Origin of the sequence: Natrinema gelatinilyticum, assembly GCF_024266705.1 — an archaeon.
GTDB classification, from domain to species: Archaea; Halobacteriota; Halobacteria; order Halobacteriales; family Natrialbaceae; genus Natrinema; species Natrinema gelatinilyticum.
The window spans coordinates 1304876-1320073 of sequence record NZ_CP100757.1 but is presented as its reverse complement, the minus strand read 5'-3'; the positions used below and the strand labels follow the sequence as shown (position 1 = coordinate 1320073).

At 58.8% G+C, this 15198-nt stretch carries 15 protein-coding genes and 5 pseudogenes; 14 read left to right on the top strand and 6 right to left on the bottom strand.

The annotated features are described in order from the left end of the window. Window positions 1-356 precede the first annotated feature (356 nt). Window positions 357-1118, top strand: a complete 762-nt coding sequence (locus tag NJU76_RS24270) for an IclR family transcriptional regulator (RefSeq protein WP_254532994.1) — start codon at window positions 357-359, stop codon at window positions 1116-1118. A gap of 325 nt (window positions 1119-1443) precedes the next feature. Here the strand turns inward: NJU76_RS24270 and NJU76_RS24265 are convergent. Next, window positions 1444-2441: pseudogene (locus NJU76_RS24265) on the bottom strand (IS630 family transposase). A 48-nt stretch (window positions 2442-2489) separates the two neighbouring features. On the opposite strand from NJU76_RS24265, the pseudogene NJU76_RS24260 reads away from it, so the two are divergent. From NJU76_RS24260 to NJU76_RS24250, 4 genes and pseudogenes are all read left to right on the top strand, one after another. After that, window positions 2490-2720 (top strand): annotated as a pseudogene (locus NJU76_RS24260) (ATP-binding protein); the annotation flags it as partial. Between the two features lie 190 nt (window positions 2721-2910). Beyond that, complete coding sequence (locus NJU76_RS24255) at window positions 2911-4206, top strand: saccharopine dehydrogenase family protein (RefSeq protein ID WP_254532993.1); 1296 nt, start codon at window positions 2911-2913, stop codon at window positions 4204-4206. A gap of 359 nt (window positions 4207-4565) precedes the next feature. Next, window positions 4566-4667 (top strand): DUF8160 family protein, encoded by a 102-nt coding sequence (locus NJU76_RS27380; RefSeq protein ID WP_486642029.1) that lies wholly within the window; start codon window positions 4566-4568, stop codon window positions 4665-4667. A gap of 21 nt (window positions 4668-4688) precedes the next feature. Further along, a pseudogene (locus tag NJU76_RS24250) lies at window positions 4689-4955 on the top strand (zinc ribbon domain-containing protein); the annotation flags it as partial. A gap of 12 nt (window positions 4956-4967) precedes the next feature. Here the strand turns inward: NJU76_RS24250 and NJU76_RS24245 are convergent. From NJU76_RS24245 to NJU76_RS24235, 3 genes are all read right to left on the bottom strand, one after another. Beyond that, window positions 4968-5165 carry a hypothetical protein gene (locus NJU76_RS24245; RefSeq protein ID WP_254532992.1) on the bottom strand — a complete coding sequence of 66 codons (198 nt, stop codon included), beginning with the start codon at window positions 5163-5165 and terminating at the stop codon, window positions 4968-4970. A 139-nt stretch (window positions 5166-5304) separates the two neighbouring features. Further along, entirely contained in the window at window positions 5305-6462 is a 1158-nt protein-coding gene (locus NJU76_RS24240) for an MFS transporter (protein ID WP_254532991.1), read from the bottom strand. A gap of 116 nt (window positions 6463-6578) precedes the next feature. Continuing rightward, the gene (locus NJU76_RS24235) at window positions 6579-6881 is read right to left on the bottom strand and encodes a hypothetical protein (protein WP_254532990.1); all 303 of its coding nucleotides are present in this window, start codon (window positions 6879-6881) and stop codon (window positions 6579-6581) included. 32 nt (window positions 6882-6913) lie between these two features. On the opposite strand from NJU76_RS24235, the gene NJU76_RS27265 reads away from it, so the two are divergent. The 6 genes from NJU76_RS27265 to NJU76_RS24215 all read left to right on the top strand — a co-directional run bounded on the left by NJU76_RS27265 (window position 6914) and on the right by NJU76_RS24215 (window position 10965). Further along, a complete protein-coding gene (locus NJU76_RS27265) occupies window positions 6914-7042 on the top strand; it encodes a hypothetical protein (RefSeq protein WP_425604346.1) in 129 nt (42 codons plus the stop codon). Window positions 7043-7188: 146 nt separating this feature from the next. Further along, window positions 7189-7458, top strand: a complete 270-nt coding sequence (locus tag NJU76_RS26805; RefSeq protein WP_340681246.1) for a CPBP family glutamic-type intramembrane protease — start codon at window positions 7189-7191, stop codon at window positions 7456-7458. Continuing rightward, window positions 7458-7592: a hypothetical protein gene (locus NJU76_RS26675; RefSeq protein ID WP_256567143.1), complete on the top strand. Its 135-nt coding sequence runs from the start codon at window positions 7458-7460 to the stop codon at window positions 7590-7592. Before NJU76_RS26805 ends, NJU76_RS26675 begins: the two co-directional genes overlap by 1 nt. A 388-nt stretch (window positions 7593-7980) precedes the next feature. Continuing rightward, window positions 7981-9192, top strand: coding sequence for a Re/Si-specific NAD(P)(+) transhydrogenase subunit alpha (locus NJU76_RS24225; RefSeq protein WP_254532989.1), 1212 nt, complete (start codon window positions 7981-7983; stop codon window positions 9190-9192). A 48-nt stretch (window positions 9193-9240) separates the two neighbouring features. Continuing rightward, window positions 9241-9525 (top strand): NAD(P) transhydrogenase subunit alpha part 2, encoded by a 285-nt coding sequence (locus NJU76_RS24220; protein WP_254532988.1) that lies wholly within the window; start codon window positions 9241-9243, stop codon window positions 9523-9525. Window positions 9526-9528: 3 nt separating this feature from the next. After that, entirely contained in the window at window positions 9529-10965 is a 1437-nt protein-coding gene (locus NJU76_RS24215; protein ID WP_254532987.1) for an NAD(P)(+) transhydrogenase (Re/Si-specific) subunit beta, read from the top strand. A 75-nt stretch (window positions 10966-11040) separates the two neighbouring features. Here NJU76_RS24215 and NJU76_RS24210 read toward each other — a convergent pair. After that, window positions 11041-11151: pseudogene (locus NJU76_RS24210) on the bottom strand (RNA-guided endonuclease InsQ/TnpB family protein); the annotation flags it as partial. 260 nt (window positions 11152-11411) lie between these two features. Between NJU76_RS24210 and NJU76_RS27375 the strand changes: the two are divergent. Then, a pseudogene (locus NJU76_RS27375) lies at window positions 11412-11945 on the top strand (DUF8156 family protein); the annotation flags it as partial. A gap of 174 nt (window positions 11946-12119) precedes the next feature. Beyond that, window positions 12120-12920, top strand: a complete 801-nt coding sequence (locus NJU76_RS24205) for an alpha/beta fold hydrolase (protein ID WP_254532986.1) — start codon at window positions 12120-12122, stop codon at window positions 12918-12920. Between the two features lie 135 nt (window positions 12921-13055). On the opposite strand, the gene NJU76_RS24200 is transcribed toward NJU76_RS24205, so the two are convergent. Next, window positions 13056-13703, bottom strand: coding sequence for a helix-turn-helix domain-containing protein (locus tag NJU76_RS24200; protein ID WP_254532985.1), 648 nt, complete (start codon window positions 13701-13703; stop codon window positions 13056-13058). Between the two features lie 111 nt (window positions 13704-13814). Here NJU76_RS24200 and NJU76_RS24195 point away from each other — a divergent pair, with 111 nt between their 5' ends. After that, the gene (locus NJU76_RS24195; RefSeq protein ID WP_254532984.1) at window positions 13815-15194 is read left to right on the top strand and encodes a cytochrome P450; all 1380 of its coding nucleotides are present in this window, start codon (window positions 13815-13817) and stop codon (window positions 15192-15194) included. The last annotated feature ends 4 nt before the right edge of the window (window positions 15195-15198 follow it).

Sequence of the window (15198 nt, the reverse complement as noted above, 5' to 3'; positions counted from 1 at the left end):
CCTTCGTGCGTTTTCCGGCGTGAGTTCGCGAGCCAATCCGTATCTCGACAGTTCCTCTCACGTATTCGTCCAACATTGTTGGACGTAATTGTTTATCTCCTCTGATTTCAGGTCAAAATGATAGGAAATCGTCGTTTGATCGGCACTAATTTACGTCCATATGACTGTAAGTCGTCGTCCCATTCTGTCAGTCCTCTCTGCCTCCCAAATGCGTTCAACAATATTGGACGGTTTCGACCGGTGGTCTCCAACGCAGGACCGCCGAGAATCGCGCTTCGGTCCAGGTGCGACGCAGACGACCAGTCTTCGTCCAATATAACCGAACGATTTATCACCAAGAGCCCGAACCTACGCGTATGACTGACGGAACGCCCGTGATGTCATCTATCCTCCGAGCGTTTACGGTCCTTGAGTTGTTATGGGAGACGAACAGTGCAGGACCGTCTGAGGTGGCCGCTCGGCTAGACATCCCGAAGAGCACCGCGCACGCGTACTTGCGCACCCTCACGGAGACGGGATACGTAATCAATGACGGTGGCGAGTATCAACTCAGCTACAAGTTCCTTACGACGGGTTCCCGGATCAAACACCGGAACGGCCTCTTTCGGGTGGCCGAGGAATTTCTGAAGGAACTCGCTGACCAGACGGGCGAACTCGTGTCGCTGGTGGTGGAGCAGTCGGGACAGGCGGTGATCCTGCACAAGGCCTTTGGCGACCGCTCGCTCAAACTCGGCATCTATTCGGGGATGATGACGCCCCTGCACACGAACGCGACGGGGAAGGTGATTCTCGCGTACCTCCCCGAGGAGCAGACCAACGAGATAATCGAAACGCGGGGATTGACGCGGGTAACCGACGACACGATCACCAACGAGGAGACGCTGCGCGCGGAGCTGGACGAGATTCAGAAGCGGGGGTACGCCATGGACTGGGACCAGCAGGTGACTGGGATGGGCCTGATCGCGGCGCCGATCCTCATTGAGGATCAGCTGGAAGGGGCCGTCGGCATCGTCGGGCCCACGGGCCGCATCACTGACGAATCCTACCAGCGAACGCTCCTCCAGAAGCTCCAGGAGACGATCGACTCGATCACAATCAAGTATCGGTATGGGACCTGAACGGTGCCCGGCGGCGGCAATCCCCACCGCCACCCTCTCGGCGACTCCCTGAAAGACACGCGACCGTCCGCTCCGAGCACCGAGTTCAGACGATTTACCACGTGAAAATTTATGCCGGGCGTACTTGTATTCTTGGTGTATATCGGAGGAATCGGCACCGAAACCGTCAAACTTGTCACATATATGTTTAGCCTCAGCTGATTTCGTCCCAGTTTCGTAGGTGGCGACATGCAGTGGGCACGGGCACTGATGGAATGAAAGCCTGCTAAGTCCCCATGCATGAATGAAAGAACAGGGTAACAAAGGCTGACAACTATAGTAAAAGTTAGAAATAGTTGCTCATTTTGGGAATAGAGAGTTGATCAAGAGCAGTATCGATCGCTGTTGTTAGCTCAGAAAGTGAGTCGAAGAATTGGTTGCTAAGAGCTGATTGTAGCTGTCTCCAGCACTCTTCGACTGGATTGAGTTCCGGTGAATACGCTGGTAACGTGACGAAGGTGTGGTCGTCACGGGCCGCCAGGTCCGTGACGGCCCACGACTGGAAATACGGCGCTCCATCCAACACAACGATCAAATTATCTTCGAACTTTTTGCATAACGCGAGAATGAAATGTTTCGTATGTTCGGCGGTCACGTACTCTTCGAATCGAGAGAAAAAGCGATCACCGTCCTCGGTGATTGCGCCCAAGAGACACGTCCAGTCGCGTTGCCCGGACAATTCGATGGCCGGCTGCGGGCCGCGCGGAAACCACGCGGCATGCGGCTCAACTGGACGGATTTCTTGGTTTGATCGATACAGACTCCTGTGGCGTCCATCTCCCGCCGCTTTTTTGAGTCCCTCGCGGAACGCCTCTTGCTCGTCAGCATCAGCTTCGGCGGCTGTGCGGCGTGGTTTTTGATAGCTCAATCCCGCTTTTTTGAGTAACCGCCGGCAACTCGGGATCCAATATTCGACGTCGTACGTTTCGTCGAGATACTGCTGGACGAGCGCCGGCGTCCACGCCGGCGCGTCAACCCCAACTTCTTCGGGTGAGTCGTGGACAGTTTCTTCGAATTCTTGTCGCTCTTTTTCTGAGAGTTTTTGTTTTCTCCCAGATCGATAAGCATCAGTAACGGCACGCTCAAGCGACTCGTCGGTGTCGAGTCGCTTGAGCCAGCTTTAGATTGACCGTCGTTGAACGTCGTACCACTCGGCGAGTTCAGTCTGCGTGACGCGTTTTTGGACGCTATTGCCACTAAGAGTCGTTGCGTTGGCTTCTTTCCCTCCACGTTGTCGAGGGCATCTTCCAATTCCTCGACAGAGATCTCGTCGAGATGATCCACTACGCTTAGCAATAATCACTGAGTAGAAAGTTCTAACGGTTACTATAGAGCAATGGGCTTTACGTCACGACGAAACGCGAATACGGACTCGGTGGCGTGGTCGTCTCGAAAGGGAATTTGACGTTGAACTTTGCGCGTAATGGCATCCAGTCGGGCTGTGACCGCTGGCAGCGGATTGACAACGCATTCGAGCAGGCACGTGACGATCTGTATTCGGTCATTTCGGACGACCGGCTGACTGCTGAGAGCCGAGAAGTGATAGTCGAGGCGATAGCATCCGTCGGCTCGCCTGTCGTCGGCGTGTGAATCTGCACCCAGCGTGGCGTAGACGTTCGGTTCGGTGGTGTGCGATGGTTGTCGCCAGCGATTTGGGGATAAACTCGAATTCGTGTTCGCGCTTGGGATGAGTGACGACACTGGCCGCCACCCAACAGTTGAGTCAATGGATCGCTAATTGCACCCGATACCTGTGTCGAACACTGACCCGCAGCACGATCTCGTCGTCTGGGGAGCAACCGGCGTCGCTGGCCGCCTCGTCGCCGAGTACCTCACTGAACAGTACACACCAGACCAGCTCTCGCTCGCACTCGGCGGTCGCAGCGAGAGTCGACTCCACAAATTGGAAACAACACTCAGAGAACGGCGTTCTGCGTGGGATGACATCCCGATCGTCCTCGGCGACGCAACTGAGCCTGAAAGTCTTCACGCCATCGCCGAAGACACGCGTGTCGTTTGTACGACGGTCGGCCCGTACACGAAGTATGGCACACCACTCGTCGAGGCATGCATCGCCGCTGAAACGGACTACTGTGATCTGACGGGCGAGGTGAACTGGGTGCGGGAGATGATCGACCGATACCACGACGACGCGGTCGAGGCAGGCACTCGAATCGTCCACAGCTGTGGATTCGACTCGATCCCCACCGATCTCGGTACGAAACTCGTTCAATCGTTCGCCATTGACAAGTTCGGGACTCCGTGTGAGATGGCACAAATCTACCTGGAGGATAGTCGCGGTGGCGTGAGCGGTGGCACGATGGCCAGTGCAATCGAAGTGTTTCGCGCTGCGTCGACCGATCCGCTGGCCCGGCAGACGCTTCGGAACCCGTACTCGTTGGCACCGAAAGGTGAGCGCGACGGCGTCGATCCGGGCGCACAGTCCGTACCGAAGAAGGACCCACTACGATCGGTGTGGACGGCTCCGTCGCCGATGGCGATGATAAACGAACGGGTCGTTCGACGCAGCAACGCGCTGCTCGGGTATCCGTGGGGTCGTGAGTTCGAGTGCACAGAAGTGCTTCCCATGGGCGACGGCCTCGGCGGCCTGGCACGTGCAAACGCTGTCTGGGCGGGCATCACGGTCGCTACTGCTGGGATGGCGTTCGGACCAACACGAGAAGGGTTGCGTCGATTCGTGTTCCCGGATCCGGGCGAGGGGCCGACGAGAGAGCAGATCGAAAACGGGTATTTCACCGTCCGTGTACTCGGCCGTGGGACCGCCACTGACGGCCCGTTCGTCGTGGAAAGTCAGATTAGCACCGATCGGGATCCGGGGTACGGCGCGACCGCGAGGATGCTCAGCGAAGCTGCGATGTGCCTGGTGCGCGACCAGACCGACTCACCGCTCGCGGGTGGGATTCTTACGCCGGCGTCAGGTATCGGTGACCCACTTGCTGATAGGCTTCGGCGGGCGGGACTGGATGTGGAGGTTGACGTGTGGTTGACACCAAGTAAATCGAGCGTGGCAGTGTCAACTTCGCGGTAGCGCAGAGTCCCCTTCCTCAACACCCGAGCTCTTGACTGTCCATGACGGGCCACAGACAGTCCGAGAGGGCTGGCGCAGCACCGAGGCCACGCTGCGTTCCTCGGCATGGACGGGTTCGCGGTCAACCGACCCCGAAGTCGGGTCCGTCGAAGCGAGCGTGACGCCCTGTACCTCTCCGCTCCCCGGTGTCCGGGGATAGAGTGGAGGACACCGGCAATTAAAATTGCCGCTGGCGTCTGGCCCTGCGCTACAAGCCGACTTCGAGCGGGTGAGTCCCACCCGCCGAGCCGGCGTGTAAGCCCGCCCTCACCGAGCGCATCAGCGCGAGTAGGGCGAGGTAGTTGACCACCGACTTGCCCGTGGTACTTTACCCGTTGATCGTCGAACTCGGCCTAGAACACTTGGAGGGAATGGACGTCACAGAAGTCACAGAACGGTTGGAAGGAGAGTATTTTGTGTAGTTCGATCGGGCTTACCGAGCACAGGTTGAAGCACGAGGCACGACGAAAGAGTGCGCTCAATGTGGTGTGGAGACGGAAAAATCCATCTGGGTTCGGGAACACTCTTGTCCCTCGTGTGGGTTCGAGTGTGACCGGGACGCGAACGCTTCGTTGAACGTGTTGCAGAGAGGTTTTCAGGAGTTAGGGCTGGGATGGCCCGAAGACACGCCTGTCGAGACTGCGCTCCCTACGGACACCACTCAGGTGTCTGCAAAGCGCGTCATTGAAGCAGGAAGCCTCGGAGCGTGACCCCGAGGCGATTCACTCTCGAGTGAGCTCGAAAAAGCCCTGTTCGTGGCGAATCACTCCCTCGTCGTCGAGCGTGGATATCGCTCGGGTAACGGCCGAGTCGGAATAGTCATACTCGTCCGTGAGCGTCTGTCGTAGCGATTTGTGGGTATGACGCTCGGATTCGAGTTCGTCGACGAGACGCTCCTCGAGTCGTTCTGGGTCACTCATCGGATTCAGTTAGGAACCCGATACGGGTAGTCCTTGCTCTAGCTGGTGGTGAAAACAGAAGCCGAGCGACCGTCGAACGGCCGGTGACCGTTCTCAGCTCGTGTGAGTGGCTCGAGAGGAGATACCGACATATAGGCGGTCAACTCGGCAACCGACCGGTTCGATCGAGGAGCGCGAGAACGACGACCGAGACACCGAGGACGATGGCGCCGGTTTGGAACACTGAGTCGTAGGTGTAGTCGGATTCGACGAACAGACCCACTGCGAACGAGCCGAGCGACTGCGTGAGCATCCAGACGGAACTGAACACCGCATATGCGCTGCCCCGCGTCGAATCCGGCAGTGTGTCGAGGAGGAACGTGTCCGTGGCCGGAAACAGCGCATGAATGACGAAGCCGACGGTCCCGGAAATGACGATCAGTTGGACCAGCCCGTCGACGACTGTCAGAACGAACAGCGAGACGGAAAAGAGGCCGACGATACCGAGCATGTACGGAACGCGTGGCAGTCGATCGGCCAGATCACCGCCGAAGTAAAACGCGGGAATGCCGGCAGCGAAGACGAGAGAGAGAAGTAGACCCGACACCTGCCCGGAGACACCTTTCGACTGCATGTATAGTTCGTAGAAGTTGAATACACCTTGCCAGACGAACGACGCTGCACCGACGATTGCAAGTGCAGTCACGATGAGACGCCACTCCGACAGCGCACCGGCGACGAAGGTTTGATCCTCCTCGTTGGCCCTCGGTAACTCGGTCTCTCTCGCGGCGATCCACGTGTATACCGTTACCGCGGCCCCACCGACGGCGATCGCCCATAGCGAGAGCCGCCAATCGACGACGAGCGTCAGCGTCACGAGTGGCGCGGCGACGATCGCGGCAATCTGACTGGCGGCCCCGTGAATTCCCATGACACGACCGACGCGATCCGGAAACAGCTCACTCAGAAACGGATTCGCCGAGACGAAGTACACGCCGGAAGCGATTCCCATTAGAAAGGCCCCGATCATGAGGTGGCGGACCGTCGTCGCGGTCGCAGCGAAGCCGGACGCGACCGTGAGAACCGATCCGGATCCGATCACGACGTGATGTCGCGGTACTTTCGTCAGAAGCCACCCCGTCGGTAATCGAGGAGACGCGCTTCCGACCCACGCGAGCGTCACCAGGAGTCCAGCCGTCCCCTCGCCGATCGAGAAATCCGTAATGATCACATCCAACAGCGGTGCAAAGACGATTCTGGCGAGGTTGAGGAGGAAAACGAGACTACACAGAGAGGCAAAGACTCGAGCGCGGCTCATGTCCACTAGTTTCGTGTCTGTATGACAAACGTTCCGAATCGATCTCCGCTACGCTGTGAACTGTGTTGAGGGCTCACTACACGACGGAGTCGACGGACGCTGCGCTCCGATACGCGTCACCAGAGAGATCGAACGAATGCCGTCGCCTCGCCGGCGCGGTGACCACGTGGCTCGACGGCGGGTCGGTCCGGGCGTGGCCTCGACAGATCGTCCGCTGGCGCGTCGCACCGCGGTGGTACTTCGCGGCCGTCGCCCTTCCGCTGATCGTAGTCGGCCTGGCGAGCGCTGTGATGATAGGTCTTGGGGCCGACATCGACCTCTCTCTGCTCCCAGGACGGCTCTCGCTCGTCCTCACGTCGTACGTGACCGTCGCGCTCGTCGTGGCGGGAACGAGGAACCGGGCTGACGGGGGTTCGCACTACCCCGCCTTCAGGAGCAGTACGCACCAGTCCTGGGGACGCTCATCTTGGGTTTGGTCTGGGCCTTCTGGCACCTGCCTCAGCTACTCGCCGATCCGAACGCCGTCTATGGCTTCGCGTGGCTGGTCGAGAAATCCCCGGGATCGTCCTCCGTATCGTGAATAACGTGGGGTTCGCGTTCCTCCTAACCTGGATATATAACGAGACTGAAAGCGTCTTACTCGCTGTACTGCTCCACGCTGGCATTAATACGGCAAACAGCATACTCGTCCCGATTCCGATCGGAGCAATCACTGGTCAAGGCTTCATGACAGTTCTGATCGCGGTCGACGTCGGCGTCTGGCTCGTCGCGATATTACTCATCGTCGTCACTCGAGGGGGACTTGGATACGACGATCAACTCGTCGCGGCCTTCGGTGAAGAATTCGGCTGGCGCGGACTCCTCTTCCTTAAACGCTCACCGCTCGGATTCTGGCGCGTCTCGCTCCTGACGGGCGTCGTCTGGGGTCTCTGGCACGCACCGCTGATCGTTCAGGGCTACAACTCCCCAGATGCCCGTACCTCGGTATCGTCGTGATGACCGGGTGGACCGTCGCATCGCTATCGTTGATATATCTCACCGGTGCAGGCGCACTGGTCGTCGGTCCCATGGGTGTCGCTGGCATCGGCGCTGGACTGATCGCGACTGCGGCGTGCATCGTGCACGACTGATACATCGCAGCGATGCCGTTGATGACAGGCGGCACGCACCCAGCCTAGTCTGATACGGTCTGCTGTACCGATGTACCGGTGCAACCGCGACTGTCCTGCGGTTGCACCGGCAATGACGTACAGTAACTGCTCGCTCAAGATCAAGACGACGTAGCCGCGTTGTGACTGCGGATATCGACGACGTGACGGCTCGTTACCTTGTCGGTGAACTTGTCGACGGCGACGCCCGCTCACGCTCTACACGCCATCAAATTCCGTCGTATAGCAGTCGTTGTGCAGTCCTGCGAGCAGCATAGCCGCACTGAATACTAGTAAGAGGGGAAAATTGCCGAATTGTATGATTTAAAATCGCATATATACATAGCGTTTGTCGGTAGAGAAAATTACTATGATAATCGGTGTCCCAAGTGAAGTTGCGGAAAACGAGATGCGAGCTGCGCTTACTCCTCCGGTGGCGGAGGATCTCCTCGAGCGTGGGTTCGACGTTCTCGTTTCAGCCGGCACCGGCGCGGATGCGGGCTGGAGTGATGCTGAGTACGAGGACGTCGGATGTGAGGTAGTCGACGATCGCACTGCGGTTTTCGACCGAGCTGATGTGATTTTTCAGGTCCGCGGGCTGGGTGCTACACCGGATGACGAAGCCGATCCGTATACCGAAGATCAGCTCGTAATCGGCCTCCTCGGACCGTACAATCTCGAGGACGAACTGGAGACGCTGGCCGAGCGAAACGTCACGGCGTTCGCACTCGAGCTCATCCCGCGGATCAGTCGGGCCCAGAGTATGGACGCGCTCTCGTCGATGGCCAGCGTCGGCGGATACAAGGCCGCCCTGGTCGCGGCCGAGGAGTTGCCGAAGCTATTCCCGATGCAAATGACTGCGGCGGGAACCGTCCGACCCGCGGACGTATTCGTCGTAGGTGCGGGCGTCGCTGGCCTCCAGGCAATCGCGACGGCGGACCGACTCGGTGCCAACGTGCGCGCCTACGACATCCGACCGGAAGTGAAGGAGGAAGTCGAGAGCCTCGGCGCGGAGTTCGTCGAACTCAACCTGGAAACCGACGACGCGTCCGACGAGGAGGGCCACGCCAGAGAACAGGACGAAGAGTTCTACCGCAAACAACGGGAAATGATGAACCGTGTAATCGCCGACTCCGACGTCGTGATCACGACGGCGGCCGTCCCCGGCAGACCGTCCCCGGAACTCGTGACCAACGAGATGATCGAGGGAATGGAGCGGGGATCGGTCATCGTCGACCTCGCGGCCGAAGGCGGCGGCAACTGCGAACCCACGCGGGCGGACGAGACGGTCACCTACGAGGGCGTCACCGTGTTCGGCCCGATCAATCTTCCGGGTACCGTCTCCCGCACGACGAGCCGACTCTACGCGAACAACGTGACCAATTTCCTCGACAATCTGTTCGAAGACGATGCACTCACGATCGATACCGCAGACGAAATCGTGGACGCGACGATGCTCACTCACGATGGAACGATACGCAACCCACACGAACAGTCAGAGGACAAAGAGTCAACGGACGAGGAATCGGATGATGCTGCACCGGACGCAGACGCGACCGAGGAGGCGACCGATGACGATTGAACACCACACGAGCGACCGCGATGCGGGAGTCGCGGAACGGAGGGACCGATGAGCGAGATTGTCACGTACCTGACGTTCTTCGTGCTGGCCGGGTTCCTCGGCTACTCGGTCATCACGAAAATTCCGGCGACGCTTCACACGCCACTGATGTCCGGCTCCAACGCCATTACGGGCATCACGCTGGTGGGCGCGGTCGTCGTCGCCGGCTCGAGTTCGTCCACCCTGGCGACGGCGCTCGGCTTCCTGGCGGTGGTCATGGCCACTGTCAACGTCGTCGGCGGCTACCTCGTAAGCCACTTCATGCTCTCTGACTTCCACGGGGGAGGTGACTGACGGATGGTCGAACTGTTCTCGGAGACGGTCCTCTCGTTCGTGTATCTGATCGCCGCGATCCTGTTCATTCAGGGGTTACGAGACATGACGCATCCGCGGACTGCGGTCCGCGGGAACCTCACATCCGCGGCGGGAATGTTCGTCGCCGTTGGTGCGACCGTCCTCTGGTTCGACATCCTCCGACCCGAGGTGCTTCTCGGCGGACTCGTCGTCGGCGCGGCCCTCGGCGTGGGACTCTCGACCACGGTCGAAATGACGGAGATGCCCCAGCTGGTCGGACTGTTCAACGGGTTGGGAGGCGGTGCATCGGCGCTCGTCGCCGGCGCGGAAGTCTTCCAGCTCGGAACGGTAAACGGCGGTGTGATTCCAGCCGACGTGGGGACCGCTGCGGCCGCATCCGGAATCGTCGGTGCGGTCACGTTCACGGGGAGCATGGTCGCCGCAGGCAAGTTACACGGCGTGGTCACCGGGTCGGCGATTCGATATACGGGCGAACACGTCGTCAAGGCGGTGTTGTTGCTGATCGCAGTTCTGAGCGGCGCGTACATGATCGTCCAGCCAGGAGTGCTCGCGGGGGTACTCCAGGGGTCGATGGTGCCCGCCTACTGGCTTCTGATAGTCGCCGCGTCGGTGCTCGGCGTGATGCTCGTCATCCCCATCGGCGGCGCGGACATGCCCGTCGTCATCTCGCTGTTGAACGCGTACTCCGGCTTGGCCGCCGCGGGGACCGGATTCGTCCTCGGAAACAGCGCGCTGATCATCGCCGGGACCCTGGTCGGTGCGGCCGGCATGATCCTCACGGTAATCATGTGCGAATCGATGAACCGCTCGCTGGCGAACGTCCTCTTCGGCGGCTTCGGTGAAGCGGCCGCCTCCACCGAAGAGATGGACGAAATCTACGAGGGGAACATCACGGAAACGTCACCCGAAGAGCTCGACATGCTCCTCGACACCGCGGGTCGGGTCGTCATCGTCCCCGGCTACGGGATGGCCGTCGCCCAGGCACAACACGCGGTCGCCGAACTCGCCGAACTACTCGACGAAAACGACGTCGAGGTCGCGTTCGGCATTCACCCCGTCGCGGGCCGAATGCCGGGACACATGAACGTGCTCCTGGCCGAAGCGGACGTTCCATACGACCAGATGAAGGAACTCGAGGAGATCAACCCGACGTTCGCCCAGACCGACGTCGTGATCGTGATCGGCTCGAACGACGTCGTGAACCCGCTCGCGAACACGGACGACTCGAGCCCGATCGCCGGGATGCCTGTCCTTAACGTCGCGGAAGCTGGGACCGTCGTCGTCAACAAGCGAAGCCTCAGTCCCGGGTTTTCCGGCATCCCGAATCCGTTGTTCGCCGAAGACAACTGCCTGATGCTCTTCGGCGACGGACAGGAAACGATGCAAGAGGTCGTGGGCCAGTACAAAGAAAATCAGTAAACTACCCCACCCTACTCCCTCGGTGCTACGCGCCTCGGTCCGTGAGGGTAGGGCTTTGATGTGGACTCCCGGCAATCAGTCCCCGACGATAGGCCGATGACTCTTGCCGTTCAACGTCCCACCATTCACACGCAGGTCTACTTCTGCGTCTCCGCTCCCCGAAGTGGGCGAGGAACGGAGTCTGTGTACCGACAGGGGCCGGCGTTGGGTTCCCCGGTGAGTGGTGTGTCAATTGGGGAGGTCCGAGATCGGGTGACAATATGGCTATTGACTTCACGGTGGCGCGATCTCGGGATCTGGAAGCAGATACTCGAGGTGTGCGAACCGGTGTATCCGACACCTATCTCAGTAGATTCGATCCAAGAGGTGGCAGAGATGAGGAAGACGAACTCCACCGACCGCGACCAGTGGCAAGGCTCGAGAAGGAATAGTAGCCATTCCAGCGGGCGCTGCGGGTGCAATATCTGAAAGAATTCGATCAATTGTGTGACGAGACGCGGCAGTTCGCAGATGCGGTCGGGGTCCAGAACGAGATGATAATTGAACTGTTTCTCATGTCGGTGCTATTGGCGCAAGAGTGTCGGATCCAGTACCTCGAAGGGCATCCGGAAAAGCAGATGAGCAGCGAGGGCGCTCAAAAACAGCTGCGAGCGCACTACCAGAACCCCCCGACTAAGTATGAGAATCATGCTACAGGACGATTCCAACACACTTGGAATCGTGAAGAGATTGATAATGTATACACCGAACATATTCATTGTCGCGTTCCCCGGATACGCGACAACTCCCCACAGGCACCCACCACTGTCGTTCCCTCCTGTCCGGCGGCCATCCCCCTGCGCCCATCCGGGCAGGTTGAGCTTATGAGCGAGACTATCCACTCTCGAGTGTATCGACAATATCTCCGGGCTGGGATACGTGTACAAATCGAGAAGTTTTTTCAGCCGCCTCGCGGCCTTTTGCCGTGGTTTCTGCGATAGGTCTGGGCGCAGTGGGTCCAGTGGGTCCAATTCTCCTTCAATTCCTCCTTTGCTTCCCGACAGCCGTCGATGTCGATAGCGAAAACCGTGAAATCGGATTCAGGCTCCCCATTCACCACCCCTCATTTGTCTGTCGGGTAGGCTTATCATCGGGTTCATCGTACGATAATCGCTATGCCGTACATCCAGTGTCATGGAGCAGACCTCTACTATGAGGATCACGGTGAGGGGACACCGATCGTCTTCCTACACGGCGTCATGGCGAGCCACCGGTTCTTCGAGCCCCAACTGACGGCCCTCTCGACGGAGTATCGACCGATCGCCGTCGATTTCAGGGGACACGGCCGGTCAGAGAAGACAGAACTGGGACACACGATCACGCAGTACGCCCACGACCTTCAGGCCTTGCTGAGTCAGCTCGAACTCGAAAACGTCATCCTGGTCGGGTGGTCGATGGGCGCGCTCGTCTCTTGGGAGTACGTGGAGCAGTACGGGACGGAGACGCTCCGAGGGCTGGTGGACGTCGATATGGAAGCGACCCGATTTCAGTGGGATGACTACGAATATGGACTCACTGATCTGGACGGCCTCAAAACCACGCTCGCATTGGCCCAGCAGGATCGGGTGAGTCTCATCGAACGTCTCACTGAGCAGGTGTTCAAGGACCCACCCTCGGCCGAAACGAGGACTATGGCGTTCGACGAACTGTCCCGTATGCCAGCGCCGATCAAGAGCGCAATCCTCTTCGACGCGCTCACGCGCGATTATCGGGATATCCTACGCGAAATCGACGTGCCAACGGTCGTCTGTGCTGGTGCAGATGAAAAACGAGGATCCGTTGCGTCAACCAGACACGTCGCAGAGATCGTCCCGGAGGGTAGCTTCGAACTCTTCGAAGAGAGTGGACATTGTCTAACCCTCGAGGAACCCGAGCGATTTAATCGGATAGTGAGTCAGTTCATCGAGTCGTTGTGATCGATACACGCCCGTATTCAGCAGCTACATGGACATCGATTCGACAATGTCCGTACAAGACGTTGGTCATATCTTCATTACGGGGGACTTCACCGATCTGGTATCACCGAGGTCATGCCACTCCCTCTTTGGGCGTTATACCAGGACTGGAGGTGTTCGACGGACCAACCGGCGCATTACCCGCGCTTCTGCTTTCCGGAGGTGATTCGAGGCAGTACTCTCGGCGCACCCAAGTTCGTCCGCGACCGCAGTAAGACTCGCTTCACGCGGGACTGTATAGTAGCCTACATTCACCGCAACCGCAATCGCTTCCAACTGTCGGTCGGTCAGGTCAGCAACAATCGTCGGATACCGTCGATCGTAGTCACCGACTTCTTCGACGGTGAGTTCGAACGTCCCGGGAAAGTTTTCGATGAGTGACTGGAGGTCGTCTTTGTCACCGACCACGGTGAGCATCATTCGAGTATCTTCATCATAGACGATAGGGGGAATGACGACGAGATTCCGGTCCACAAATGCCTGTCGCCACATTCTATCTGCTTCGCGAGGCTCGTGAACGACGTAGCTGTAGAACGATGTCTCGTCTATCGGTGTCAGATTGAACGTACGAACCGTTTCTACGTCCCTAATTCTGTCGCGATAGGCGTCGATGGCCCCCTTGATGCGAAAGAAGGCGTACTCCTCGTCCTCGCTCATAACGTTCCACGTGACGAGTTCGACCCGACCCATCTTTTCCGACCGACGGCAGAACTCCTGCATCGGATGGCGTGCCTGTGCTGGCATATCAACTCGCACTTGGAGATACTTCATGCCTCCAAGTACGGACTCGTGTATAAATACGCTAGTCTGTACTACAGAAATCGCTTCTACCCTTCGGGCGTACGTCCAGATATAATGTCAGACGTACCCTCCTCGAACCAGAAGTCCGCGGATAGACCTCTCCCGCCGGGCCCTGACGGACTTCCGATCGTCGGAAGCATGTTCGACCTGATGCGACGACCAATTGATTTCGTAGACGACGTCTCCGAGTACGGGGATGTCGTGACCTATCGGGTCGCCGGCCAGCGCTTTACCGCACTCCTCCACCCCGACTATATCGAACAGGTTCTGGTGAGCGATAACGACCGATTCCGTCGATGGGCCGGCGAGGAATGGGGCGATACGTTTGCCGGGTATGCCACGGAAGGGCTGTTGCTCACAGAGGGCGAGCAGTGGCGTCGCCAGCGGCTACTCATCCAGAACGCCTTCACGCCCGACCGGATCGAATCCTACACGGAGGCGGTGGTCGCAGAAACCGAGCACACGATAGAGGAATGGGAAGACGAGGAGCCGATCGAACTCAAAAATGCTATGTCGAATCTGACGCTTCGCATTCTCGCACGTTCGCTGTTCAATCTCGATATCGACGGACGAGGCGAAATCGTTCGCCGGACCGCCGATGCGCTGAACGCGCGGGCAAACGCACGGAACCTGTCAGCATTCCTTCCGAGTTGGATCCCGACGCCGACCAACCGCCGCCTCCACCGGACGATGGCCGACATGGAATCGCTTCTCGACGAACTCATCGAAGATCGGCGGACCGATGCGGCCACCCGTGACGATTTGCTCTCACTACTCCTGACTGCTGAAACCGACGATGGGTCAACGCTTTCTGACCGCGAAGTTCGCGATCAACTCATCACGTTCCTGTTTGCTGGCCACGAGACAACTGCGCTCGCGTTGACGTACAGTCTTCACGCACTCGGGCATCATCCGAAAAAGCGTCAGAAACTTCAAGAGGAGGTTCAATCCGTGATGGGTAGTGATCCGCCGACGGCTTCGGAGCTGGCGGACCTCTCCTACACTGAGCAGGTCGTGACGGAGACACTCCGACTGTATCCTCCTGCGTATGCGCTATTCCGTGAGGCGACCGAGGTCACGGGAATCGACGGCTACCGCATTCCGGACGGATCCAAGATTACCCTGCCACAGATTCACGTCCATCAAGACGACCGCTTCTACGACGATCCAGAGGCCTTTCGGCCAAAACGGTGGACTGACGAGTTCGAAGCGTCACTTCCGGAGTACGCCTACTTCCCGTTCGGCGGTGGACCACGCCACTGCATCGGGATGCGGTTTGCCACGATGGAACTCAAACACGTCTTACCGATGATAATCTCGGCTGTTAGTATCGATCCGGTGGGGAGCCCCGACTTAGCATTCGATACGGGAATCACGCTTCAGCCAGCAGAACCGATTAGGGCAACCGTGCGAAGGCGTTCAAGCCAACGATGAATCG